Origin of the sequence: Capsulimonas corticalis (assembly GCF_003574315.2) — a bacterium.
GTDB lineage: Bacteria > Armatimonadota > Armatimonadia > Armatimonadales > Capsulimonadaceae > Capsulimonas > Capsulimonas corticalis.
Genome location: NZ_AP025739.1, coordinates 2,761,678 through 2,786,458, shown reverse-complemented (window position 1 = coordinate 2,786,458; position 24,781 = coordinate 2,761,678). Strand labels below are relative to the sequence as shown.

General features: G+C 60.5%; 24 protein-coding genes. 12 read left to right on the top strand and 12 right to left on the bottom strand.

Going from position 1 to position 24,781, the window contains the following annotated elements:
* The first annotated feature begins 177 nt into the window (after nt 1–177).
* The 4 genes from D5261_RS11940 (at nt 178) to D5261_RS11925 (ending at nt 5,149) form a co-directional block, all read left to right on the top strand.
* Complete coding sequence (locus D5261_RS11940) at nt 178–1,875, top strand: SpoIIE family protein phosphatase (RefSeq protein ID WP_165864162.1); 1,698 nt, start codon at nt 178–180, stop codon at nt 1,873–1,875.
* 105 nt (nt 1,876–1,980) lie between these two features.
* Nucleotides 1,981–3,528 (top strand): FAD-dependent thymidylate synthase, encoded by a 1,548-nt coding sequence (locus D5261_RS11935; protein WP_119321253.1) that lies wholly within the window; start codon nt 1,981–1,983, stop codon nt 3,526–3,528.
* Nucleotides 3,509–4,624, top strand: coding sequence for a TolB family protein (locus D5261_RS11930; protein ID WP_119321252.1), 1,116 nt, complete (start codon nt 3,509–3,511; stop codon nt 4,622–4,624). The genes D5261_RS11935 and D5261_RS11930 overlap by 20 nt, the downstream gene beginning before the upstream one ends.
* A 3-nt stretch (nt 4,625–4,627) precedes the next feature.
* A complete protein-coding gene (locus D5261_RS11925) occupies nt 4,628–5,149 on the top strand; it encodes a hypothetical protein (protein WP_125205949.1) in 522 nt (173 codons plus the stop codon).
* A gap of 16 nt (nt 5,150–5,165) precedes the next feature.
* Here D5261_RS11925 and D5261_RS11920 read toward each other — a convergent pair whose 3' ends face one another.
* Together D5261_RS11920 and D5261_RS11915 are read right to left on the bottom strand one after the other, a co-directional pair.
* Nucleotides 5,166–5,792 (bottom strand): hypothetical protein, encoded by a 627-nt coding sequence (locus D5261_RS11920; RefSeq protein WP_125205948.1) that lies wholly within the window; start codon nt 5,790–5,792, stop codon nt 5,166–5,168.
* Between the two features lie 270 nt (nt 5,793–6,062).
* Nucleotides 6,063–6,314, bottom strand: coding sequence for a hypothetical protein (locus tag D5261_RS11915; RefSeq protein ID WP_125205947.1), 252 nt, complete (start codon nt 6,312–6,314; stop codon nt 6,063–6,065).
* A 204-nt stretch (nt 6,315–6,518) separates the two neighbouring features.
* Between D5261_RS11915 and D5261_RS11910 the strand changes: the two genes are divergently transcribed.
* Entirely contained in the window at nt 6,519–7,259 is a 741-nt protein-coding gene (locus tag D5261_RS11910; RefSeq protein WP_245992520.1) for a superoxide dismutase, read from the top strand.
* 73 nt (nt 7,260–7,332) lie between these two features.
* Here the strand turns inward: D5261_RS11910 and D5261_RS11905 are convergent, their stop codons facing one another.
* The 3 genes from D5261_RS11905 to D5261_RS11895 all read right to left on the bottom strand — a co-directional run bounded on the left by D5261_RS11905 (nt 7,333) and on the right by D5261_RS11895 (nt 9,104).
* Nucleotides 7,333–7,944, bottom strand: coding sequence for a hypothetical protein (locus D5261_RS11905; RefSeq protein WP_119321247.1), 612 nt, complete (start codon nt 7,942–7,944; stop codon nt 7,333–7,335).
* Nucleotides 7,945–8,025: 81 nt separating this feature from the next.
* Complete coding sequence (locus tag D5261_RS11900) at nt 8,026–8,418, bottom strand: carboxymuconolactone decarboxylase family protein (protein WP_119321246.1); 393 nt, start codon at nt 8,416–8,418, stop codon at nt 8,026–8,028.
* A 29-nt stretch (nt 8,419–8,447) separates the two neighbouring features.
* Entirely contained in the window at nt 8,448–9,104 is a 657-nt protein-coding gene (locus D5261_RS11895; protein ID WP_218025574.1) for an SGNH/GDSL hydrolase family protein, read from the bottom strand.
* Nucleotides 9,105–9,240: 136 nt separating this feature from the next.
* On the opposite strand from D5261_RS11895, the gene D5261_RS11890 reads away from it, so the two are divergent.
* Nucleotides 9,241–10,137: a LysR substrate-binding domain-containing protein gene (locus D5261_RS11890; protein ID WP_119321245.1), complete on the top strand. Its 897-nt coding sequence runs from the start codon at nt 9,241–9,243 to the stop codon at nt 10,135–10,137.
* 53 nt (nt 10,138–10,190) lie between these two features.
* Here D5261_RS11890 and D5261_RS11885 read toward each other — a convergent pair whose 3' ends face one another.
* The 3 genes from D5261_RS11885 to D5261_RS11875 all read right to left on the bottom strand — a co-directional run bounded on the left by D5261_RS11885 (nt 10,191) and on the right by D5261_RS11875 (nt 13,181).
* On the bottom strand, nt 10,191–10,925 hold the full coding sequence (locus D5261_RS11885; RefSeq protein WP_119321244.1) for a DUF1559 family PulG-like putative transporter: 735 nt from the start codon (nt 10,923–10,925) through the stop codon (nt 10,191–10,193).
* 184 nt (nt 10,926–11,109) lie between these two features.
* Nucleotides 11,110–12,006 (bottom strand): DUF1559 family PulG-like putative transporter, encoded by an 897-nt coding sequence (locus tag D5261_RS11880; RefSeq protein WP_119321243.1) that lies wholly within the window; start codon nt 12,004–12,006, stop codon nt 11,110–11,112.
* 344 nt (nt 12,007–12,350) lie between these two features.
* Nucleotides 12,351–13,181, bottom strand: coding sequence for a helix-turn-helix transcriptional regulator (locus tag D5261_RS11875; protein ID WP_119321242.1), 831 nt, complete (start codon nt 13,179–13,181; stop codon nt 12,351–12,353).
* 141 nt (nt 13,182–13,322) lie between these two features.
* On the opposite strand from D5261_RS11875, the gene D5261_RS11870 reads away from it, so the two are divergent.
* Together D5261_RS11870 and D5261_RS11865 are read left to right on the top strand one after the other, a co-directional pair.
* Nucleotides 13,323–13,634, top strand: coding sequence for a hypothetical protein (locus D5261_RS11870; RefSeq protein ID WP_125205946.1), 312 nt, complete (start codon nt 13,323–13,325; stop codon nt 13,632–13,634).
* 159 nt (nt 13,635–13,793) lie between these two features.
* Nucleotides 13,794–14,126, top strand: coding sequence for a PIN domain-containing protein (locus tag D5261_RS11865; protein WP_119321240.1), 333 nt, complete (start codon nt 13,794–13,796; stop codon nt 14,124–14,126).
* Nucleotides 14,127–14,129: 3 nt separating this feature from the next.
* Here D5261_RS11865 and ruvC read toward each other — a convergent pair whose 3' ends face one another.
* Nucleotides 14,130–14,633 carry a crossover junction endodeoxyribonuclease RuvC gene (gene ruvC, locus D5261_RS11860; protein ID WP_119321239.1) on the bottom strand — a complete coding sequence of 168 codons (504 nt, stop codon included), beginning with the start codon at nt 14,631–14,633 and terminating at the stop codon, nt 14,130–14,132.
* A gap of 277 nt (nt 14,634–14,910) precedes the next feature.
* On the opposite strand from ruvC, the gene D5261_RS11855 reads away from it, so the two are divergent.
* On the top strand, nt 14,911–15,399 hold the full coding sequence (locus D5261_RS11855) for a hypothetical protein (RefSeq protein ID WP_218025573.1): 489 nt from the start codon (nt 14,911–14,913) through the stop codon (nt 15,397–15,399).
* 366 nt (nt 15,400–15,765) lie between these two features.
* On the opposite strand, the gene D5261_RS11850 is transcribed toward D5261_RS11855, so the two are convergent.
* The 3 genes from D5261_RS11850 to D5261_RS11840 all read right to left on the bottom strand — a co-directional run bounded on the left by D5261_RS11850 (nt 15,766) and on the right by D5261_RS11840 (nt 18,581).
* Nucleotides 15,766–15,990, bottom strand: coding sequence for a hypothetical protein (locus D5261_RS11850; RefSeq protein WP_119321238.1), 225 nt, complete (start codon nt 15,988–15,990; stop codon nt 15,766–15,768).
* 183 nt (nt 15,991–16,173) lie between these two features.
* Nucleotides 16,174–17,613 (bottom strand): MATE family efflux transporter, encoded by a 1,440-nt coding sequence (locus D5261_RS11845; RefSeq protein ID WP_125205945.1) that lies wholly within the window; start codon nt 17,611–17,613, stop codon nt 16,174–16,176.
* A gap of 200 nt (nt 17,614–17,813) precedes the next feature.
* The gene (locus D5261_RS11840) at nt 17,814–18,581 is read right to left on the bottom strand and encodes a RecB family exonuclease (protein WP_165864161.1); all 768 of its coding nucleotides are present in this window, start codon (nt 18,579–18,581) and stop codon (nt 17,814–17,816) included.
* 228 nt (nt 18,582–18,809) lie between these two features.
* Here D5261_RS11840 and dxs point away from each other — a divergent pair, with 228 nt between their 5' ends.
* The 3 genes from dxs to D5261_RS11825 all read left to right on the top strand — a co-directional run bounded on the left by dxs (nt 18,810) and on the right by D5261_RS11825 (nt 24,781).
* Entirely contained in the window at nt 18,810–20,726 is a 1,917-nt protein-coding gene (gene dxs, locus D5261_RS11835) for a 1-deoxy-D-xylulose-5-phosphate synthase (protein ID WP_119321235.1), read from the top strand.
* 167 nt (nt 20,727–20,893) lie between these two features.
* On the top strand, nt 20,894–21,559 hold the full coding sequence (locus D5261_RS11830; protein ID WP_165864160.1) for a tetratricopeptide repeat protein: 666 nt from the start codon (nt 20,894–20,896) through the stop codon (nt 21,557–21,559).
* Between the two features lie 345 nt (nt 21,560–21,904).
* Nucleotides 21,905–24,781 carry a beta-L-arabinofuranosidase domain-containing protein gene (locus D5261_RS11825; RefSeq protein WP_301002547.1) on the top strand — a complete coding sequence of 959 codons (2,877 nt, stop codon included), beginning with the start codon at nt 21,905–21,907 and terminating at the stop codon, nt 24,779–24,781.

Here is a 24,781-nt window from a genome sequence, read left to right as displayed (position 1 = left end):
CTGCCCGCATCGCGAGTCAAGGGTTTCGACGGATTTTCTTCTTCCCCATCGTTCAGGCGCACAGCAAACGAACGTTCAGAGTATGGAAACGGGTATTATTATCACAGGATTGCGGTGACCGCAATATATCTTAAACGGCTGTTCAAGCCGTCCATCTCCGAGAAGGTTCATGGACAAATGAAGCCATCCGATCCACGGAAGACCTGTGACCCCACCCTCCTGGGACAGTGGGAAAACGACCTGCCGCAGCTTGAGGCGATTATCGACAGTCTGGCCGAAGGTTTGCTCGTCGCAGACCGGTCGGGGCGCCTGCTCGCCGCGAACCAGGCTTACTTGCGAATGGTCGGCTTTGCGTCGCACGAAGACCTGCCCCAATCGCTGACGGACTTCCGCCAGTGGTTTGAAGCGCGCGATCTCACGGGCCGAATCCTGCCGCCGGAGCAATGGCCGCTCGCGCGCGTGCTCGCCGGAGAAACGCTCCGCGACTTTCAGGTGGCTGTGAAGCGCAGGGACGGAAGCGCGGAGTTCATCGGCAGTTACAACGGCGGCATGGCGGCGGATGGCGACGGCGCTCCGGCGCTCGCCGTACTGACGGTCCGGGATATCACGGTCCAAAAGCAAACGGAAGCCGCGCTGGACATGGCGTATCAGCGCGAGAAGCTGCTCAATGAGATCGGACAGACGATCCGCACCACGCTGGACCCGCGCGAGGTGCAGACCGTGGCGAGCCGCGCGCTCGGACAGGCCCTGCTCGCCGACCGCTGCTACTTCGCGCAGATCGACTTCGCCGCGCAGCGCATCTGGATCGCCGAGGACTGGCGGCGCGACGATCTCTTTCCCATCACCGGAGAGTATCCGCTCTCGGATCTGGGCGTGGACTTCCGCATCATCTTCAATGGCGACCGCACTTTGATCGCGCCCGATACGCGCCTGTACCCATGGCCGGAAACGACAATCGCCGTCATGGAGGAGTATGGGATCCGCGCGCTCCTCAACGTTCCCTTTTTCGACGACGGCAATCTCGTCGCGCTTTTGGGCGTCGCGATGACGGGCGAAACGCACGCGTGGACGGAGGCGGAGATCGCTCTGACGGAAGCGGTGGCGATGCAGACGCGCACGGCGGTGGAGGCGGCGCGCGTCAGCCAGCGCGAGCACAATATCGCCGTCGCCCTTCAGCAAACGCTTCAGCCCAATCTGCCCCGACGCACGCCCGGACTCCAGGTCGCCGACTACTATCACGCGGCCCTCGCGGAAGCGGAGATCGGCGGCGACTTCTGCGATCTCTTCACCCCCACGGAGGGCCGCCACATCCTGGTGATCGGCGACGTCTCCGGCAAGGGCCTGGCGGCGGCCGCGCAGGTCGCCGCCGTACGCAATATGCTTCGCTGCGTCGTCTACCAGGGACTTCCGCTCACGGAAGCCGTCGCGCAGCTCAATCACATTCTCGCCACCCAGAACCTGCTCACGGGCTTTGTCACCGTCTGCATCGCCCAGTACTCGCCCGCCGATCACACCTTCACCTATGTCTCCTGCGGACATGAGCCGCTCCTGCTGCGCCACGCCGCGACCGGCCATGTGGAGATGCTCGGTCCCACCGGACCGCCGCTCGGCGTCGACGCGGCGGCCGTCTACACGGATGGCGCGCGCCGTCTCCAGGCCGGCGACGCCCTCCTGCTCTACACGGACGGCCTCTCCGAAGCCGGCCCCAGACGCCAGGACCTTCTGGGGGTCGACGGCCTCGCCGCTCTCCTGCGCGGCCATCCGCTCCACGAAGACGCCCATAGCCTCTGCCAGCGAATCATCGGCGGCGTCGAAAGACACGCCCGAGGCAAACTGCGCGACGACGCCTGCATCCTGGCGGTGCGCGTTCTGTGAAGAGCCCCGCCCCCGCGCGAAACGCCCCGCCCCTGTGCCATAATAGATGGGTGGCTGGCGGCGATTTTTCACCCCAGCAAGCGAATATTTAACGAAGTGGCGCCCATGACCGAAATATTTTCCCCCGAAGAGCGCGCGGCGCTGACGCCGTATGTCACCAATATGGACGGGTCGATCTTCGCCCTGCGCAACCTGCCCGAAGAAGTCGTCGCGGTTCTCTTCGCGTATTACTCGCGCAGCAAGGACAGCCTGCGCCGCAATCTGCTCAAGCTTTTGCAGGAAGGCGATCTGGATCTGACGGGCGCGGGCGGAGCCGCGCCCGCTCTGGACGAAACAGACGGAGACGCCCTGGCGGCGGCCCGTCAGAAGGCGCGGACGTTCCATGAGAAGTGGGTCGTGGGGTACGGGCACAGCAGCGTCGCCGAACACGGCTGCGTCCATCTCGCGATCGAAGACGTCAGCATTATCGCCTCCAAGCTGATCGAGGACGGCCGTCTCGCCTCCTACACGGAGAAGAGCACGCGCTATGTGGCGTTCGACATCCATAAGATGTACGTCCCGCCGGCGCTCTCTCAGCATCCGGAGCTTGCGGAGGAGTACCGGGGAACGCTGGCCGCGCTGCTCAGCGCCTACTCGGGCTGGACCGACGACATCGTCGCACAGATCAAATCGCGCGTCCCCAAAACCGAGAAGCAGACGGATCGCGGTTACGACAGCGCCTGCCGGGCCAGCGCCTTCGATATCCTGCGCTATCTTCTGCCCGCCGCGACCTATACGAATATCGGCCTGACCCTCAACGCCCGCTCGCTGGAGACCCTGATCACCAAGCTGCTTTCGCAGCCCCTGCCCGAAGGCCGCGCCATCGGCGAACGGCTCAAATCCGAAGCGCAGCATATCGTGCCGACGCTCTTGAAGTACGCCGACCACAGCGCCTATCGCGAGGAAACCGAGAAATCCGTCGCCGCCATCGCCGCCGAGCTGGGATTTGATACATTGGAGCAGGCGCCTCTGAGATCGGGCGTGACGCTGATCGACGCCGATCCGGACGCCGACGACCGATTGGTCGCCGCCATTCTTTACGGGGCCGTCGACGCCCCCATGTCTCAAGTTCTTCCGAAGGTCAAGTCCCTGGATCAGGAGACAAAAGAGCGGATCGTGGATGTCTATTTGAAAGGGCGCGGAAAGCACGACGCGCCGGGCCGAGCCCTGGAGCGCATCGACTGCACCGTCGAAATCACCATGGACTATGGCGCTTATCGCGATGTCCAGCGGCACCGGATCGCGACGCAAACCACGCAGGCGCTATCGCCGGCGCTGGGTTACGAGACGCCGCCCGAGATCACCCGCTTCGGTTACGCCGATCAGTATGACGCCTTGATGGGCCGCGCCGCCGCCACATACGCCCGGATGGTCGCGGCGGGGCTTGTCGACGAGGCTCAGTACATCCTGCCGCTGGGGACGCGCGTGCGCGCTCTGTTCACCTGGAACCTGCGCTCAGTGACCCACTTTGTCGAGCTGCGCTCCGCGCGGCAGGGGCACCCATCTTATCGAAAGATCGCGCAGCAAGTCTACACGGCGGTCGCCGAAGCCTATCCGCTGGTCGCGCGTTATCTGCGGCCGAATATGAACGAATATGCCCTCACTCGTGATTAGCTCTATCGACGACCCGCCCCCGCCGCGCGCCAAACGCTGGCCCTGGTTCGTCGCCACGGCGCTGGTCGGCATTCCGCTCGCCATCACGCTCGCGGGCCGGTTCACCGCGCCTCCGGTCGTGCTGGCGCTGCCCGTCGGACGCCTCATTTACATGGACGCCGACGCGCCTTCGGAAAAGACGACGACGCTGCGCGGCATGCGCCTCGTCACGCCCGACGGCGCATCGCGCGAGCTGCTGCGCGAAGTCGAGCCCCAGGACACGGACGGCGGCAGCCGCGACTGGATCAACCAGCCGACATTTTCGCCCGACGGCAAGCAGATCGCCTACGTCAAGCAAGTCATCACGATCCTCGAAGGCACGCACGATATCGTCCACCAGCTCTGGGTGTCTCCCTCCAACACCAACATGCCCGGCGGCGGCAAGCCGCGCCTGCTGCTGGACCTGAGCAAAAACCAGATGCAGCCGCCCTCCGGTCTCGCCTGGACGCCCGACGGAAAGTCCATCGTCTTTCTGAACGACGGGACCATTTATACGGTTCCGGTCGCCGGCGGATCGCCCGCCGCCGCGCCGCTCTACCTGCCGCCCATCCCCGCGAGCAAGGACGGAGCGCCCGCAACCAGCGCGCCGGCCACGGGTCCCATGGGCCTGCGCGCCTTTCTGGCGCGCACCAAGTCCAGCGCCGACCTGAATGTCTTTGAAAGCGAGAGCCATCGAACCGATCCGAGCCAGTCCCAGTATGAAACGGGCGTGGATACGGTCGCCTACAGCACCATCTCCAACGTGGCGGCGTATGCTCTCAATCCCGCGCGGGACAAAGTCGCCTATGTGACCAAGGCCCCCACCCTGAATATTCTCGTCAGCGACAGCCCGCAGCGTCATGCGGCGCGCGTGTTCCATATCGATCCCGGCTGGTCGGTCTTTGGCGGCCGCACGATCACATCTCTGCGCTGGTCTCCCGACGGCAAGTATCTGGCCTACACCGTCAGTAAGCCGCCGGTTCCCGAGGACGAGCTGTTTTGCCTGGACCTCGCCACCGGCAAGAGCGTCAAGCTTCCCATGCGCGTCGGCCGCGCCGGCTGGGACTGGGGCGTTTAAACCATGAAAGGCAAGCGACGCACGCGTGGCAACCCACTCTCCGAATACAGACGTATCCAGCGCGAAATCCGCGCCCTCTTCGACCCATTCACGGCAAAACACTGCCCAAGCTGCACGACTCCCTGCTGCATCAAACCAACGCGCGTCACCCCCATGGACGTCGCCCTCGCCGTCGGAACCGGCCACACCTTTCCCCATCTCGGCGATATGGATCCCTACACGCCCGCCGTCTCTTACGCCGGGAATCGTCTCTCAGAAAACGCCGTCACCCTCCCCATGGCCGCTTCCTCCCACGACGCCTCCCCCATGGAGCCCTGTGAATACCTCCACCAAGGCCGCTGCACCTTCCCCAACGACCTGCGCCCCTTCGGCTGCACCACCTACGTCTGCGGCCCCATGTACGCCCACCTCCCCGATGCGCAGATCAAACCCATCCGACGCCTGACCAAGCAACTGGAAGAAGCCCACGCCGCCGTCCTCCACGCCATGCGCGACGCCGGGCGCATGCCGCCGGAAAAAGAGTAAACGAAGCGCCGGTCAATCATTCGAAACGTGGGATGAACCACCCATTTGTCACTGGCATTTGTTTGAGGACACGCATTTTATATCCGCCATCCGTGTCTACGTCTTCCTCCACTCTTCTTAGAATAAGCTTTTGGTGACCTTGTGGTGTAAGGTCTAGAAGCAGCCAGCGCGTGATCCGATATGATTGATGGATGGTTGTGACCGTCGCCGCCGATATTCCAGCCTGATCCATGTCGGCTCTGGTAGTGTCGCCAACTTGTAAGCACGGTCCTACTCCATAATTAACAAGCATTCGAGCATGATCTTCATCCATTATTTCAATAGCTTCATCTTCCGCCTTCCATAAATACCATGTCGCGGGCGAAGTCCTAAGCCGAACATAATCCAAAGCTTCCTTACTGCTTTTGATCTCGACGCTCCCACGTAATTCGTTAAGATGGCGTACGACCTTCGTTTTTCCGGATCGCGTGAGGGCAAGGTATTCAAATCCTTCTATAGGAAGGCCAAAACCGTTTTTTTGCCCGAATACGATATGCAGTGAAGCGCCCGCTTTGAGAAATGAAGCATTGAGTTTGTGTAACGCCGAGTAATCGGGAGAAAGCGCCGTGATGGCGGCGAACGCGAAGGCATGCAAAATAATCATGAATGTTACCCCCTTCATTGCTACGTGCAGGCTTACTCGAATCATTCCAAATGCCGAAGATACGGCTTGGTGGCGGGGCTCTTTATCTCACGAAGCGCGTCGTCGTGGAGTCCGACTATGGTCAAGCGAGCTACACGGATAGCGGCGAGATGCTCTATTTTAGCGTTTATCACATTTGCATCGTTAAGCTATTGCCTTAAGGCGAGACAAGCGAAAGCCGAACACCCATAGGCGTTCGGCTTTTTCAGTCAGATCTCCAGTGCTACGCCCTTACGATTCCAAACTTTGAACCGAGTCGATAAAGCGCGAGAAGTAGCCAAGCTCATGCCCGCCATGCTGGCGAATGATGTTCTCCAGCTCCTCATGGTTATGGTTTCCCGCAAGCACCGTCACCAGCGTATCGCCGGCGGCGACATGCTCGTGATAAGATTTCGCCGCTTCCTCGGGGATGCCGCCCGCCGTCAGAGCGCCGATCAGTCCGCCGATCACGCCGCCGCCGACGCCATCTCGGCGCCCGGGCACAGAAGAACGCCGAAGCATAAAACCCTCGCGAAGACATGCATACTCCACCTCACCCCAGTGTTCCCCAATGGCCGTCGGATTCCGCTCCCGCCGCCGACCTCAATGAGCCGCCCGGGGCCGCGCAATTTGGGTATAGTATCGCGGCGAAAAACTCGGATCGCCGACCTTTTCCATTTCCGAAACAAACACGCGAGGAGAGAATTCATGATCACTCGACGCGAGATTTTGAAATCCGCCATGCTCACCGCCGCAGGCATCGCCGCCGGCGCATATACGCCCCGGCTCGCCCGCGCCGCCGATCCGGCGCCGGCCGCTGCCCCCGCGCCGGCCGGCCCATTCCTCCTGCCGCCGCTGCCCTATGCCTACGACGCTCTGGAGCCGCACATTGACGCGAAGACGATGCAGATCCACCACGACAAGCACCACGCCGCCTATGTCGCCAATTTGAATAAAGCCGTCGCGGACCACCCGGATCTTGCCTCGAAATCCGTCGAGGAACTGCTGAAGGATCTGAGCGCCGTTCCCGAATCCATTCGCACGGCCGTGCGCAATAACGGGGGCGGTCATGCGAACCATACGATGTTCTGGGAAACGCTGAAAGTGGGCGGTCCGGCCGCGCCGTCAGGCGCGCTCGGCGATGCGATCAAAGCGAAGTTCGGCAGCTACGAGAATTTCCAGGCGGCCTTCACCAAGGAAGCGCTCGGCGTGTTCGGCAGCGGCTGGGCGTGGCTGAGTAACGGCCCCGACGGCCTGATCCTGGAGCATTTACCCAATCAAGACACGCCGCTCTCCAGCGGCCGAACGCCATTGCTGGGTCTGGACGTCTGGGAGCACGCCTACTATCTCAAATATCAGAACAAGCGGCCGGATTATGTCGCGGCGTTCTATAATATCATCGACTGGAGCGCGGTCGGCGCACGGTTCGATAAGAGCAAGACGGTTTAAACGGCGCGGAATCGAAAAGGCGGAGCCAGACGCCATATGGGCCAAGCTCCGCCTCTGATCTTACGACCCCAAATTACGATTCGATGCTCTGGATCGAATCGACGAAGCGAGTATAGAAGCCCAGTTCGTGGCCGCCGTGCTCGCGGATGATGTTCTCCAGGGCTTCGTGATTGCTGTTGCTCGCGAGCACCGTCACCAACGTATCGCCGGCGGCGACATGTTCGTGATACGACTTTGCGGCTTCCTCGGGGATGCCGCCCGCCGTCAAAGCGCCGATCAGTCCGCCGATCACGCCGCCGCCGACGCCGCCGGACATCATCGCCAGCAGCGGACCGGCGGCGACGATCGCGCCCAGTCCGGGCACCAGCACCGCCAGCGACACCAGCAGCGCGCCGAGCGCGCTTCCGGTCACGAGGCCAACGGCGGCGCGCGGCGCGATCTCGTCGGCGGCGTGGATCGGCTGCTCCACATCATGCACGGGCACTTCACGCACGGCGTGAGAAACGTACTCTTCCTGGTTTCTCTCCGGAGCGTTGCCGTCCTGCGTCGGGGCGCCTACTTCCCCGCCCCCGCCCTTACGGACCAGCGATATGTCGTTGAGCGGAACGCCGGCGTCCAGCAGGGCCTGGGCGGCGGCCTCCGCGACTTTGTTATCCTCAAATACGCCCACAACAGTTCCGGCCATGGTGTTTCCTCCTGAAATCTCACTACCAGAGTCATACCCAACCAGGCCGTACGCTTAATCGGCAAGATCAAACGCTCACGATTATGCAGCGGCGTCCACCTGCGCAAAGACTTCCTTTGCGGTTCGGAACGCGTTGCTGGCGTTCGCCATACCCGCATAAATGCTCATTTGCAGGATCACTTCCACGATCTGCTGCTTCGTCGCCCCGATGTGCAGTGCGGCCTCGATATGCGCGCGCAGCTGGGGAACCGTGTGTCCCAATGTCACGCACGAGGCGATAATCACCAGTTCGCGCGTCACCAAATCGATTCCCTCGCGGCTGGCGATCTCGCCAAATCCCCATTCGATGGTCATGTCCACAAACTCCGGACAGATCTCCCCCAGTTCCATTACCATCTGCTTTCCCGCATGCCCGCCATGCAGGGCGTCCAGCAGCTTCATCCCGCGAACGTATCTTTCACTTTGCTCCGCCATGGTTGTTCTCCTGTCACTTTTTGCTCGAATTATTCGCCGCTCAGAATATCACGCACTTGCCCCGCCAGCGCCTGGCCAAATTTTTCGTGTTCGCTGGCCTCCCAGTGCAGGCCGTCGAGATCGCTGGAGACGACGATCTCTCCCGCGTTCAAGAACGCGCAGCCATACATGACGGCGACCTGGGCATAGCATTCACCGAAGCGCGCGGCCTTGTCCTCGGCGCCCTCGAACATCTCGGCAAAGCCAGTCAGTTTCCCCGGAGGCGGCGGCGCAATCAGCAGCACGCGCGGCGCCCGCCCCGCTGGCCCGACGCGGCTATGCCGGGCCATATCCACCAGAGCGCCCGCGCCAAAGGCGATCTCCATGGGAGAAACGCCATACATCTTCTTGAGATCGTTCGTTCCCAGCAGGATGATCACCAGATCTAGAGGTCGATGTGTCTCCAGACATGGAATTAGCTGTTCCTTGCCGTTTTTATATCCGAAGACTGGATCCTCAAACACTGTCGTACGACCGCTCAAACCTTCCTCAAGAACTGTATAACCCACGCCGAGCGCCGCCTGCAACACACCGGTCCAGCGGACATTGGAGGGAAATCGGTCAGGGACGAAGAGATCTGCGCCGACGGGATTCCAGCCCCAGGTGTTGGAATCCCCGTAACAGAGAATGGTCTTGGGCTGCATCATTGTGCTTCGTTCTCCTTCACGGTATAACAGAGATTATGGGATGAGCGGCGGTGAGGCGTCCAATACTATTTCGCTCCGAGTTGATACCTGAGAAGTATCATGCTGCTGATTGACTAATCCTGACGCAGAGGAAACTATGGAGTTAAGACATCTGAATTACTTTGTCGCGGTCGCGGAGGAGCTGCACTTCGGACGCGCCGCGGAGCGGCTGTTCATGGCGCAGCCGCCACTGTCGCGGCAGATCCAGCAGCTGGAAGCGGAGCTGGGCGTGGCGCTATTCACAAGGGAGAAAAAGCGCGTGGGGCTGACGCCCGCCGGCGCCGTATTTCTCGGCGAGGCGCGCGCGGCGCTGGCGCGGGTAGACGAGGCAATGGAAGCCGCGCGAAAAGCGGGACGAGGCGAGCGCGGCCGGCTTCGCGTCGGCGCGGCCACCGCCGCCGTTTGCGGCCTGCTGCCCGCGGCGACGCAGCTCTTTCGAGAGCGATTTCCCGAGGTAGACCTATCGCTGAGCGAGATGTGCAGCGGCCAGCAGCCGCGTGAGGTCCTGGAGCGCCGTCTGGACATCGGACTGATTATGCCCAGCGCCGAGATCCCGGGAATGGCGGCGGAAATCATTCGCACGGAAGCGCTGATGGCGATCCTGCCGCAGGGCCACCCACTGGCGTCCCACGCCGTGCTTTCGCTCGCGGATTTGTCCGATGAGCCATTTGTCCTATTCCCGGAGCATATGGGACCCGCGCTCTATCAGAAAATCGTTGACTTGTGCCAGGCAGCCGGCTTCACCCCAAAAATCGCGCAGGAGGCGACGCCCCATGGAACGCTGCTGGCCATGGTCGGAGCGGGCGCAGGCGTATCTCTCGCGCCGGCAAGCTTGGAAGGTTCATCCCCACAGAATGTGGTATTTTGCCGGCTAGAAGAGGCGCCGCCGGTCGAACTCGCCGCGATCTGGCGCATGGGCGACGCCCCTGCGGCAGCCGCGCGGTTTCTTGAGGTTCTGCGGGATACCGTCGAATCCGCCAAGCCGGCCAGATAACTCCGGCCGACTTGACGCGTCGAACTCATTCGTGACGATGCTCGGAAGAGGAATTACTGCCAGGCGCCCGAGTTAGGATCGGGATCCATCCATTTCGCCCAGGGCATCTGAGCCTCAAAGCTTGCGGCGATCGTCGTCCAGGAATCACCGTTTTTATAGTGCGGCAGCGTCGGCGAGGCATGCACATGACCGTCGGCGAAAGCCAAATTCACACGATCGGTATGGCGCGCCTGGCTGTCTTCAATGATGCGCCCAACGTTCTTCCAGATCGTATAATCGTTGTTGAGACCGTTGCCGGTCGTGGCGTTGGTGGTGTGTTTGTCCGTATTATCGGAATAGGGCGTCAGGCTCCCATCGGCGAGCAGGATGATATCAGATGGGGAATCCACTTTCGCCATCGGGGCGTCATTCAGAAAAGCATTGTTCATCAAATAGCCCACGGCAAGATTGGTCCCGTGCGAATTGTCGGGACATTGATAGACCGCATAGCTCTTGACGTACGGGAAAATGGCGTACGGCCAGTACTTGATCTGCCCGGCGTTGATATCCGTCGACTGACCGCTCCATCCGTCGGGATACACATCGTCATTATCCTGTGTATACTGCATGATCGCCAGCCCCAGCTGCTTCATGTTGGACATACAGGACGTCTGCCGCGCCTTCTCGCGCACTTTGGCGAAGACTGGAAAAAGAATTGCCGCCAATACGGCAATGATGGAAATAACGACGAGGAGCTCGATCAGAGTAAAGCCGACCTCGGCGCCGCGCCGTCGTTGATAGGCGAGCATATTGATTTTCCTCCGCAATACCGTCCGGCAAATTCCGTCACAGCGATATTGCTGTGAGCGATAAACCAGATATCGGCGGCAAACGAAGTAATCATTAGGTGCGAACGAGAAACGCGAAACGAAAAAGGCCGCCAAGAATATTCTTGGCGGCCTTGTGAATACGAGGTAAGTGCGATTGTGTCTCTTAGCCGGGCGAGTGGTTCTCAAGCGTCTGCATCACTTGCGTCTGGGTCGGATCGGCGTTGTCCGCGTTCACATCCCCTGGCGTACAGTTGTTGCCCTGAGCGTCCGGGAGCGAATGGCTCATGCATCCCCACATATTCGGCTGACCATTGATTCCCGTTGTGTTGACGGGGCGCATCGATCGCGCATGACCGTCCACGAACAAGAAATTCGACTGCTTCGTATGCGGAACATAAAGTTCGCAAGCGTAGGACCACGTCGTGCTGGTGCTGGGATTGTCCCAGTCCCACCATCCCATGCCGTCTTGGTTTGCCGGCGGCTGATTGCAGCCCGGCACATTCTGGGGCGGGTTACCATTGCTGCCGTAGCGCTCCGCCAGAAGAATTTTGCTGGCGGGATTATTGATACCCGCTTGCGTCAGCGATTTTCCGCCAGGGATCAATTCGGTGGCGCCGATAAAGTTGCTCATGCCATAGGACGGCGGGATCGCCTGTGATCCCGTCAGCCAGTTGGTCTGCCCCATCCAGGTAATATTTTGCTGGCCGGCTCCATTGTTCCAATAATTTTTAGGATCGAAGCGGGCTGCGTCCGGATTGTCCGGGCACTTATAGACATCAATGGATTTCACATACGGAAAGATCGCCTGCGCCCAGTTGTTGTGATCGGGCGGATTGTTAGAGCGCGCAAACGACTCATCGTTGTCCTGATTGTACTGAAGCATGCCCAGGCCAAGCTGCTTGAGGTTGCTCAGACAGCTGATCTGCCGCGCTTTCTCGCGAGCCTTGGCGAAGACCGGGAACAGGATGGCGGCAAGAATGGCGATGATGGCGATAACGACGAGCAGCTCAATGAGAGTAAAGCCTGCTTGACGATTGCTGGGACGAGCCAGGGTATCCATAAAATTCTCCTTCGAAAGATAAAAGGTTCAAAAGAACAATCGATATGAGCGATTAGGCTCAAGAATGTATTCATTATATCATTGTTCGCAACGATCGTATATATAACAAAAGGGCACTTGTACATAGCAATCGTTACTATGGTACATATGAAAACCCCGATGGTACATATGAAAAGTAATTTTGTCCCGGATCTTGAACAATTTCAAGTTTTACGTTTTACGAGACAGGAATCAGAAAGGAATCTCGATCGCGCTTTTGTTTCATTAGAAGCAAGCACTCACAAAGATTATTGATAATAGCAATGATGGGAGGATTTTCTTGGCTCAGGACAAGACTTTTTTGTTCAGTATGTCGTGACCAGGAGCAAGCCGTAGTTCCGGCGGTACGCGTTGGGGGTCATCGCGGTGCTTTCGCGGAAGATTTTGATGAAGTAGGTGACATGCATGAAGCCGCAGGCGAGGGCAATTTCGTTCACGGTCATGTTTGTTTGCAGGAGAAGATGCTGGGCGTGTTCGATGCGCAGGTTCTGGATATACTGCGTCATCGTCTCGTGATACACCTCACGGAAGACACGCGCCAGGTACTTGGGGTTGCAGGAAACAGCGGCGGCGACGTCGGAAGCGGAGATCGGCTCGGTGAATCGGGTATGGATAAAGGCGCAGGCTTGATTGGCGACGACTTTGGAGTCGTCGTTCTCGACATGGACCGCCGCATCCTGCGCGACTTCGCTCAAAATGCAGCACGCGAGGAGTTTTCGGGATAACTCGCTGGTCGTCTTGCGCAGCTGATCGCCGATGAGAAGACGAAAAAGCGCTTCCAAGCGCTCGGGACGCGGGATTGTTGCATGCTGGGGAATATTGAGCAGAGACAATCCCTCGGAACAATCCGAATTGTCCAGATGGAAATGCATCCAAAAATAGCTGAGGCTTTGTGCGTCATGGGAAACGCCCCCATGCTTTCGTCCCGGCGCCAGCAGCAGCGTTTCATTGGGCCGGACGTCGAACTCCCGGCCGTCTTCCTGCATATGCAGGACCCCGGTGCGCACGAACATCACCACATAATCATCGATCACACGATCGCCATGTCTCCACTGCCCAGGGGAAACGAACATGCCGGCGCCCCCAATACCCGTGAGGGGCAGCTGGAACGGAATGGAAAGATTATCTTGCTGCATAAACGGTATTTTAGCCGATTTTCAAGCGTCGCCGAATTTTCGAGATAAGAAAATCTTGTGGAAAGAATTTTGCAAATGGCGTTTCCGGATCTGGCCAATCAACGCGAGTATAATAATGGAAACGCAGAAAGGAGCAGCAAAATGACATTGACGATCGAGGTAACGCCCGATATTGAGCAAGCTCTCGCCGAAGCAGCGCGTCGGCAGGGACAGACTCTGGAAGCGGCGGCAACAGCGGCTTTACGTGAAGTGTTCGGGGACATGCCTTCTCATCAAACCCAGCCGGACGCAACCCTGGCCCTGTTCGAGCAGTGGGACCGGGAAGATGCGACCGACGATGTGGATGAATTACAAAGGCGCGACCGAGAATGGCGCGAAACCGAAGGCCAATTGCGCTCCAGCCGCATCCGCTTCCGCAACGCAGGAGAGCTTACCGACGGCAAGGCGGCATAACGTCGCCATGAAAATCACCGCCGACACGGCTATCATTCTCGATACTTCTCCACTGGGCCGCCTACCAAAAGGCGCGGCGCGGAACCCACAACGGAAGCGTGCCGCTCATGGTATCTAGCGCTGACAAACGCCGGCTGCCGATTTTTTGTTCCGGAAATCGTGGACTATGAACTGCGCCGCGAATTCCTTCGCACTGGCAATACAAGCGCAGTCCAGCGTCTGGACGCATTTCACGCCGCCGAGACCGACCGATATCGTCCTCTTTCCACCCCGGACATACGTCTCGCCGCGCAGCTCTGGGCGTCAGCGCGAAACAAAGGCAATGTCACTGCTCCGCCGGAAGCACTGGACGCGGATGTCTTAATCGCCGCGCAATCTCTGCGTCTTCAGCCAGAACAGTTTGGACTGTCGAGCGTTATCATCGCCACGGAGAACGTCAATCACCTCTCCGTCTTGGCGGTATCCGCCCACTGGAGCAGCATCAGTGTGTAAAACTCACCCCCGCACGCCGCGCTTGATCATGGTGGCGACTTTGACGGAATGGGAGTGGCAGATGGCGATCGCGAGGGCGTCGGCGGCGTCGTCGGGTTTGGGGGTTTCGGCGAGGGTGAGCAGGCGGGTGACCATGAACTGGACCTGCTTCTTGTCCGCGCGGCCGTTGCCGACCACGGCGCTCTTGACCTGTGTCGGGGTGTACTCGGTCCAGGTGAGGCCGCGCTGCGAGATCGCCAGCAGGATCACGCCGAGGGCGCGGCCGACGGGGATTCCCGTGGTGACGTTGTTGTTGAAGAACAAGCGCTCGGTCGCGGCGTGCTGGGGCTGATACTGGTCGACCAGCTTGTTGAACTCTTCGTAAATCAATTTGAGGCGGTCGGGCGCCTCCATGGTGGACGGCGTGGTGATCGCGCCGCAGTCCAAAAAAAGAATGCGGTCGCCGCGCTTTTCCACGACGCCGTATCCCGTAATCGCCGTCCCTGGGTCGATACCGATAATTCTCATGGGGCGAAGCCCCGGACGAACAGATGTTTTGCAATATTCACGAGCGTATTTTAGGACAAAAGAGCGGTGTCTGTCAAGTGAGATGGGAAGAGGGCTAATGGCGAGTTTTACCAGTAATGCACTGGTTTATTTTACAATTTATTGATAGTTATTATCAAAAAAATAATCGTATTTTTGGCAAAAAGTGTTGCATTTCGTACACATGCGCGGCCATAATCTAGTCGCCGCCGGGAGAGACTTACGGACGGACAACAAACTTCGACTGGGAGAAACGATAATGGACACCATGATGACGATGGACCGCGGAATGATGACCGGCATGCCGATGGGCGCGGGTATGGGAATGCCGATGGCTTCCAACATGGGAATGGCGCCGGGCATGATGCCTGGTATGAATATGATGATGACGCCACGATGCACAATGATGATTGAAATGTGCGAGGGCGGCATGAAGATGATGTGTCAATGCGAAGATGAGATGTCCGCGAAGATGATGCAGAGCCTCTGCATGATGATGGAAGGCGCCGGATGCTCCTGCTGCATGATGATGAACGGCATGGCCGTCTGCTGCTGCAACATGATGATGGCGAAGTGCGAATGCGAAATGATGGAAGACGGCGTGATGATGACATGCACCAGCGGCGATGCAAATTGTGCTAAAATGATTCAGGCGTGCGGCGAGTGCATGAAGAGCATGATGGCTGCGGGCTGCATGTGCATGATGATGATGAACAATATGCCGGTGTGCTGCGCGATGATGGCCTAACGACTTCGGTAAGCGCTGACGTAACGAATTTCTGAAATCAACTTTGATGGAGACCCGCCAAGGTCTCTCTCGCTTTTGCCTTGATGCGTCGCCAAACGCATTCAAGACATCAACCCTGCGCGCCTTTCCATGCGCCACATGGAGAACCAGTCAACTGGAAGCGTCGCAACTCCGATCGACCGGACAACCGGAGATCGGACCCATAGGATTGACCGCACGCGCGGAGATCCGCCTGATTTTCGATTGACCGCGCCAACGGAGATCGAAATATTCGAACCACCCGATCCGGCTGTCCAGAAAACTGGAGGCTGGATTTTTTGTCCTCGCCCCCAATCTTCGCTCAACACAAATCTCTACAAAACGAAACTAATTGCGCCACGAGCGCGGCAGATCCTTGGCGCTCACATGAAGCTTACGCGGCTGCGCCAGCGCCTGACGCCACGCTTGCTGGTAGATCTGGCTCCAGAGCATCAGATCCTGATTGCTCGCGCCCATCATGCAGACCGCCGGGCACATCATAAACGCCGAAGCGGGCGCGACGGGCGCGTTCCAAACGGGCGGCTGCGGATTTTTGAGTGGACTGCGCTGCATGAGATCTTGCTCCTCAATGGAAAGTCTACATTGACTAGTTATTTACTAGCTTTTCTGTAGTATACCGTGATTATCGGAAAAAGTACACCCGTGCTGGAGAATTATTTTTGGCAGTCTCGGGTCGATCGTCCCCGGTTATGAACCCCGGGGACGACTGGCGCATACAAGCGGCTGGAGAGATTTCTACACGCGAACCTTTTTCCACCGTCCCCATTTGAACAGGGTGTAGGCGGCGATTCCTCCGGCGATGGTGGAGCTTGCCATCGCCCACCAAGCGCCGACGGCGCCGAAGCCCCACAAGTGCGCGGCGCAGTAGGCGAGGGGCAGGCGGATGGCCCACATGGTGATGATGCTCGCCCAGGCGGGCGCCTTGGTGTCCCCCGCCCCGTTGAGCGCTCCCGTCAGGATCATGCCGAAGGCGAGAAACGGTTCGGACAGCGCCGAGATGCGCAGGTAGGCCACGGTGAGACGGACGACGGCGGGATCGTGCGTGAAGATATGCGCGAACTGCAGCGCGAAGGCGTAGAACACCGCGCCCATCACGATCATAATCGCCAGCCCTTGCTGCAAGGCCACCCAGGCGGCGCGCTCCGCGCGGTCCGGGTTCTTGGCGCCCAGGTTCTGTCCCGTCAGCGTTCCCGCCGCCGTGGAAAATGCGAAACCGGGCATAAAGGCGATGCTTTCCGACGTCAGCCCGATCGTCAGCGCCGCTACCGCCGCCGTGCCGTCTCCCGTGCGCGCCAGAACACCGGTAAAGGCGAGCATCGAGACGACCCGCGAAAGGTTTTGCAGAGCAGCGGGGACGCCGATGCGCAGAATGCGCTGCGCCCAGTCCCAGTGCGGCCGCCGCGCCCGGCTCAGCACGCCCGGCAGCACGGATTTTCGCAGCGCCAGCAGATACAGCAGCGCGCCGATCACCTGCGACGACACCAGGGCAATCGCGCCGCCGGCCAGTCCCAGGCGAGGGAAGCCGTTGTGGCCGAAGATCAGCAGATAATCCCCGCCCAGATGGATCACGTTGATGCCGATCATCACGTAAAGCGGCGTCAGCGTGTCTCCCAACCCCCGGAACACGCCGCCCAGAATGAGCATGAGGAACAGCGCGGGAACGCCGATCAGCGCGATGGTAATGTATTGAATACAAAGCTGGTGCGCGTGGGCGTCCACACCCAGCAGCGTCACGAGAACCGAGCGCAGCGGCCACATCAGCGCGATGCAGGCGATGGAGGCGACGCCGGCGATCCAGAGGCTCTGGTTCGCGGCCATCGACGCCTCATCGCGTTCCCCGGCCCCGGTAAAGCGCGCCACCAGCGCGGTCGCTCCAATCGAGATGGACATGCCGACCGAGAACAGCATAAACATCAGCATGCCGCCCGAACCGACCGCCGCCAGCGTATCCGGTCCCAGACTGCCGACGAAGAACCGATCCAAAAACGAGTTCAGCGTCTGAAGCAGCATCGTCACGACTGACGGCCACGCCAGCATCCACACCGCACGGTGCAGACTGCCATGCGACTCCCGCTCAATCACCGCCAGTGGAACTTCCGGACTCGCCGGCGGCTCAGCGCTCCTGTTCTCTGGAGCAAACGCGGCGTCGCGCTCGTCCTGTTCTTCAATAATCAAAACCGCTCCTGTCTCCCGCTCCAGCAATGGGGCGTCTCACGTTGTCGTGTTATTGTTTAACTCTATCGTCTCGGGACTGGTTCCTGGTAAGTGATCCACCCAGTATGATAATCGGGGAGCCGAAAATATTCCTAGAGCCGAAAATTTTCTCGTAAAAAAATCCCCAGGCGCGGGCGCCTGGGGACAAACCATGGAAATGATCACCAGGGCAGCACGGCTTGCGCCCAGACTTCGCGGGATTCGCGGGCGTGGCCGGTTTTGGCGGGGCATTGTTTGAAGAAGGGGCAGGTTTTGCAGGCGTCGCCCTCGCAGGGCGCCCAGCGGCGTTCTTTTTGGATCGCGGCGGCGGTATCGTCCACCCAGGCGACGGTTTCGTGAAGGTGCTCGCGCGTGCGGGGCGCGGCTTTCTCGACGCCGTGGCGCAGGTAGTAGAGACGCACGTCGTCCACGGTCAGTCCCAGGCCCTCGCGCACGAGGAGCTGGTAGAAGGAGAGCTGGCGGTCGACGGCGGCGGGATTGGCGGGCGGCAGCTTGCGGTCGAGCTTGTAGTCGACGACGGAGTATTTGTCATCCTCGCCGAAATCGATCCGATCGACCTTGCCGGTCAGAACGTAAGGCCCGAAGTTACATCGAACCTTCTTTTCCAAATAGGCGGGGACGCGGCGCTTGCGCTGCTCGTTGTCGCAGTACATGCGCAGAATCTCTTCGCCGTCCTGATATTCCGTCCCATCGCGCAGGTCGGGATACTTGTCTAATTCCCAGACTTTCTCGTAGGCGCTGAGCAGTTCGTCGATCCGAACCGTGCCGTCGCGCTTCGCGATGTCATGGTAACGGGCGAGCGCCAGATGGACTCGGCGCTGGAAACCGAGCCAGGCGATCGGCGGGCGTGGAAGGCGCTCGACATAAGTCAAGCGATATTTGAGGGGACACTCACCAAACGTTTTGAGCTTGTTATACGAGACTTGCATGGGCGGCTTTCTCCATGAGGTCCTTGAGTCTACTGTTATTATCCCCATGGGAACGCTGTTCTGTACAACTTTTCCGAAAAAAGTGTTCGATTGACAGAAATCGACTCAATATGATACAATGCAAACTACTTTGTGAATTAAAGAAACAAAGTCAGAACTCGCGTTGACAGAGTCCTCCGCATGGCGGGTATCATAATTTATTAGCGTCAAGGAAAGAAGAGTTCTATCATGGAGAGCGGAACGAATTTGCTCAGCCAGATCAATAGCCCCGCCGATCTCAAGCCGCTCAATGTGGAGCAGCTGCGGTCGCTGGCGGAGGAAATTCGCGTCTATCTGACGGAATGCGTGTCCAAGACGGGCGGGCACCTCGCCCCTTCTCTGGGCGTCGTCGAGCTGACCCTGGCGCTGCACAAAGTCTACGATCTTCCCAAGGACAAATTGATCTGGGACGTGGGTCATCAGGCCTACGTGCATAAGATCCTGACCGGACGGCGCGATCAGCTTCCGACCATTCGCCAGCATGGCGGTCTCTCGGGCTTCCTGCGCATCGACGAATCCCCCTACGATCTTTACGGCGCCGGGCACGCCTCGACGTCGATTTCGGCGGCGATGGGCTTCGCCAAGGCTCGCGATTTTCGCGGCGGCAAAGAGTCCGTGCTGGCGCTGATCGGCGACGGCGCGCTGACCGGCGGCCTCGCGCTGGAAGGCATGAACAACGCGGCGGACGACGGCACGAACATCACGGTCATCCTGAATGATAACGAGATGTCCATCGCCGAAAATGTCGGCGCGCTCGCCACCTATCTTTCCAAGTTGCGCATGGAGCCGATGTATCAGTTCGCGGAAAGCACCGCCAAGGGCGTCATCAAGGGCCTGCCGCTCGGCAGCGGCCTGATCACCAAAGCGGCCCGCGCGGCCAAGCACACCGCGACCCACTTCGCGACGCCCGCCCACACGGGTCTGCTGTTCGAGGAGATGGGCTTCCACTATATCGGACCGATCGACGGGCACAATGTCGAGGCGCTGATCGACGTCTTTAACCACGTCAAGAAGATGAAGGGCGCCGTGCTCGTCCACGTGCTGACGGTCAAGGGCAAGGGCATTCCCTACGCCGAGGCCGACTCGCGCACTTATCACGGTCTGTCCAAGTTCAGCCCTGATGACGGCAAAATGGAATCGAAGACGGTGGGCGTCAGCTACACCAGCGCCTTCGCGGATACGCTGTGCGATCTCTCGGAGACGGACGATAAGATCATCGGCATTACCGCCGCCATGCCGGACGGCACCGGCCTGAACAAGTTCGCGAAGCTGCATCCGGAGCGCTACTTCGATGTCGGCATCGCCGAGCAGCACGCCGTCACCTTCGCGGCCGGCCTCGCCGCCGAGAACTTCAAACCGGTCGTCGCGATCTACTCGACATTTTTGCAGCGCGCCTACGATCAGATCGTCCACGATGTCGCGCTCCAGCACCTTCCCGTCCGGTTCTTCCTGGACCGGGGCGGCCTGGTCGGCGACGACGGCGGCACGCATCACGGCGTTCTGGATCTCGCCTATCTGCGCTGCGTCCCGAACATGGTGATCGCCGCGCCGAAGGACACCGACGAGCTGCGCGCCATGACCCGCTTCGCCCTCGCCTATTCCGCCGGCCCGATCGCCGTGCGCTATCCGCGCGGCGGCGCGCGCCAGTTGACGCATGAAGACTCGCCCGAGATCATCCTTGGCAAGGCGGAGATCCTACAGGACGGCGACGACATTGCGCTGATCGGCCTGGGCGCCGGCGTGGAGATCGCGCTCGACGCCGCCGCGCTGCTCGCGGATTGCGGCGTCCGCGCCACCGTCGTCAACGCCCGCTTCTGCAAGCCGCTCGACGCCGAGACCATCCTCGATGTCGCCCGCCGCTGCGGCCGCGTCATCACCATCGAAGACGGCGTCACGCCCGGCGGCTTCGGCTCCGGCGTTCTGGAGCTTCTCGCCGATAACGGCGTGATGGTCCCCGTCGCCCGCATCGGCCTGCCCGACGAGTTCATCGAACACGGCCCCGTCCCGCTGCTGCGCGAAATCGTCGGCCTGACGGCCCCCGCCGTCGCCGCCAAAGCGCGCGAGATGGTGGGAACGCGGCGCGAGAGTGGGTACGCGGCGGTGTGAGAGTGGCGGCGGCGGCCCTCACCCGGCGCTCCTTCCAACTCTACTCATTCGGGGAGAAGGTTAAGATTTCGGATCTTTGATCCTCAAAAACAAATTCCCTCTGACTCCCCCTCTCCCAGAATTGGGAGAGGGGGCCGGGGGGTGAGGGCCTCGCTCTTCCCAAACCTATGGCAAAAAAAGCACGTCTTCCCATTAACCCCACGCCCGCCACGCAGCGTCCCGCCTGGATCGGGTTCGCCGTCACGGGACTGATCGCCGCCGTCTGCGGCGCCGCAATTGCGACGTCGATCCGGCCGCACGCCGCGCCGCCGAAGCCCGCGCCCGTCGCGGCCGCCCCGCCCGCGCAGACGCCGCCGCAGACCACTCCCTCGCCGGACCCCGCGACGAACACGATGCCGACGCCGGATTTGATCCTCGATCTGCCGCCCGCGCAGGTCGCGCTGAACCTGGGGAACTGGTCGTACGACCGAAAGAACTGGAATGCGGCGATCGTCTATTACAATGAGGCGGTCAAGCGCGGCTTCGGGAACAACTCGGATGTGCTGACGGACCTTGGGAACGCCTATCGGTTCTCCAATCAGCCGCAGAAGGCGCTCGGGGAATACTTCCTCGCCCAGCAAAAGAATCCGGCGCACGAGACCAGCCTGTTCAACCAGGGCGGCGTCTACGCCGACGATCTGGGCGACACGGCCAAGGCGATCGACGTCTGGAAGCGATACCTTCAGCGGTATCCGACAGGACAGCGCCGGGAAGAAGCCAAGCATTTGATCGAGATCACCGAAGCGCATCCCGGCATCAATACGAGTAATGCGCCGGCGCCTTCGGCCCAATAATAAAACTGTCGGCGCGAAGAAGCGCTCGGCAAACAACCACTGCGTGAAATATAGTGAAGCGCGGTAATCCCTTCAAGCCGACCGGCCCGAACGCTAATTAGAGCGTCCAGGCCGGTCGTTTTCCGTACGCCCCATGGAAAACGGACGCAACGGAGACGCTCCGTGATCTCCTCGCTCACACAGAAAATCCATCACAAAACCAAAACAAGACAGAGCCATCCAAAAGATGGATATATCTTTCTCGCACGGTATAATGGATTTGATGGGCGACAGGCACAAGGGAGTATCGCAATGGGCTCTGAACCGAAACCGACACGCATTTCGCGGCGAAAATTCTTGAATCAGGTGGTCGGCGCGGGGATCGCCGTGGGAACGGCGCCGTTCCTGCCCAGCGGATCCGCCCCGGCCAGGGCGGCGGGCGTGGGGGCCGCGCCGACGCTTCCGACAAAGACGCCCGCCACAGGACCTACCCCGCCGCTTCCGGCGAAGAACGGATGGCAGGGGCCGATGGGAGTCGAGCGAATCGCCCGGCTCGCGCCGCTCGGCTATCAGTCGTCGCCCCAGGCGGCGTCGGACGACGCCATCCAGTGGGTTCAGGTGGACCTGGGCGGCCCCTGCGCCCTCGATCACGTCAAACTCTTCCCGATGATCGATTTCGGCCTCAGCAGCCAGGATTTCCCGGTTCGATTCCGCGTGGAAGCCGCTGGCGACGCGCACTTTGCGGCCCCCGTCGTGCTCGCCGACTGCACCGGGGAGGATTATCCGGCGCCGGGCGACGCCGTCAGTATCTTTCCCGCCGGCGACGTCCAGGCTCGTTATGTGCGGATCACCGTCACGCGGCTGCGTGACCGGCAGTTTCAGCTTTCCAAACTGGAGGTCTGGTCCGGCGGGAAAGACGCCGCCGAGGGCCGCCCGGTTTCGGACTCGATCCACGGCGACCTTGGCCCCATTCCCCTGACCCGCGCCCCGCGCGGACAGGGGGAAGGCGTCGTCACGGACAACCCCGGCAACGTCATCCCGTCCCGCCAGTGGCGGCCCGTTTCCTATCAGGCCCAGACGCCGACCGGCGGGGTGCGACTGGGAGACGGCGTCTTTCAAACGGCGATGCGTAATAACATCGACTATCTGCTGGCGTCTGCTTCCGTAGACGAACTCGTGCGGCCCTTCCGGGAGCGCGCCGGCAAGCCGGTTCCGGCGGGACTGAAGCCGCCCATCGACTTCTGGGACACGGACCTGCCCGGCTCCAACGCCGGACGCTTTCTGATGGGCGCCGGCAACACTCTGCGCTGGACGGAGCATCCCGAGCTGCGCGCCCGGATGGACGCGATTGTGGACGGCATTGCGGAGTGCCAGCGCGCCGACGGCTATCTGATGGCCTATCCCGAGGAAACCATTTTTTACAGCGAACGCGGCGCCTATACCCGCTCCTGGGTGACGCACGGCCTGATTGAAGCCGGTTTCGCCGGAAATCCCAAAGCCTTTCCAATGCTGCGCCGTTTTTACGACTGGTTTGATACGTGTCCCGCGCTGCCGGAACTGCTTCGGCGCGCCGGTCAGGGCGTCCAGGGGATGATCGCGAACACGCGGACATACTTTACGCCCATCGGCAAGCCCGAGGATCTTCAAGTTATCCAGCGCTTCTTCCAGGAAAACTACTGGATGGATCAGCTCGCGAAGCGCGACCCGAAGGCGATCTGGCAATATCCCTATGACCACCCGCACAACTATCTGATCACGTCGCTGGAGCCGTATCTCGACCAGTACCGGGCGACAGGCGCCAAAAAGTATTGGGACGCCGCGCGAGGCGGCTGGGATCTGTACCACGACAACTGGGAGCATGTGGGCGGGTCGATCGCGATCTGCGAGTTTGAGCCGTACCCACCGCATTCCTATTACCTGCACAAGCACACCGGCGAGCTGTGCGGCAGCGTGTTCTGGGCGCGCTATAACCAGCGATTCCATCTGCTCTCGCCCGGCGAGGAAAAGTACGTCGCGGAGATCGAGAAGTCGATTTACAATGTCGGCCTGGCGAATCAAGCCGGCGGCAAAGGGATCCGCTACCTGATCCATTTGGCGGGACACAAAGACGCCGCGACGTCGCACAACACCTGCTGCGAGGGTCAGGGAACGCGCCTGCTTGGCTCCCTGCCCGAGTATCTCTATTCGACGGCTCCGGATGGCCTGTACGTCAACCTGTTCCACGCGTCTTCGATCGAATGGGCGCAGGGCGGTAAGACTCTGCATTTGACCATGGAGACCGAATTCCCGTTCCAATCGGAAGTGAAACTTTCCGTGGCGACACGGCGTCCCATCCAATCGGCCATCCGCGTGCGTGTTCCCGCATGGGCGAGCAAGGCCATGCCGATCCATGTCAACGGCAAACGCGCGGTCACGGGGAAACCGGGAAGTTATGTCACTCTGAACCGTGTCTGGAAATCCGGCGACGTGGTTACTTTTTCGCTGCCGATGGATTTTCATCTCACGCGTTATGTCGGGATGGATCCGGGCTTCGGCCAGGAACGGTTTGCCCTGGAATACGGGCCGATTCTCATGGCCCTGGTCGGTCCGACGGGCGGAAACAAAGGCGAGCGTCTGAATCGGGATCCCGACGACCTGGTCAAGAGCTTGTCCCCGATCCCTGACCAGCCGCTCCGCTTCGCCGTGGCCGGTCACGCGGAGCATCAGTATGCGCCCTACTGGCAAGTTCAGGAGGAAGAGTTCACCTGCTACCCCGTCGTGGGAACATCGGATCCGATGACGACAGAGCCGGACGAACCCGGCAATCTCGCCCTCGCGCGTCTGGGCGCAAAAGCGTCCTCTGACAGCGAGTACGCCAACGAACCGGGCGGTACGGCGCGGATCATCGACGATCACTTCGCCCCGGCGGGCGATCTCTCCCATCGCTGGCACTCATCCCTGGACACGCCGCACCCGCACTGGATCGAGGTCACTCTGCCGCGCCCCGTCTCCCTCGGATGCGTGGTGATCCGCTTCGCCGATTCCGATGGGCGCCCCGTCGATTTTGATGGCGTCGCGCGCGTCAACGGCAAAGACAAAACAATCTTTCAGGAGCGCGGCTACGCCGACCCGCTCCGCTACCGCGCGGCCTTTGCGCCCGTCATCACGGATACCTTTCGATTGGTGATCCGCGCCTCCGCGAACCCGGCCTATGCCAACGCCGCGCAAATCAGTCGCATCGAGCTCTATCCGCCGTCTCGTTAG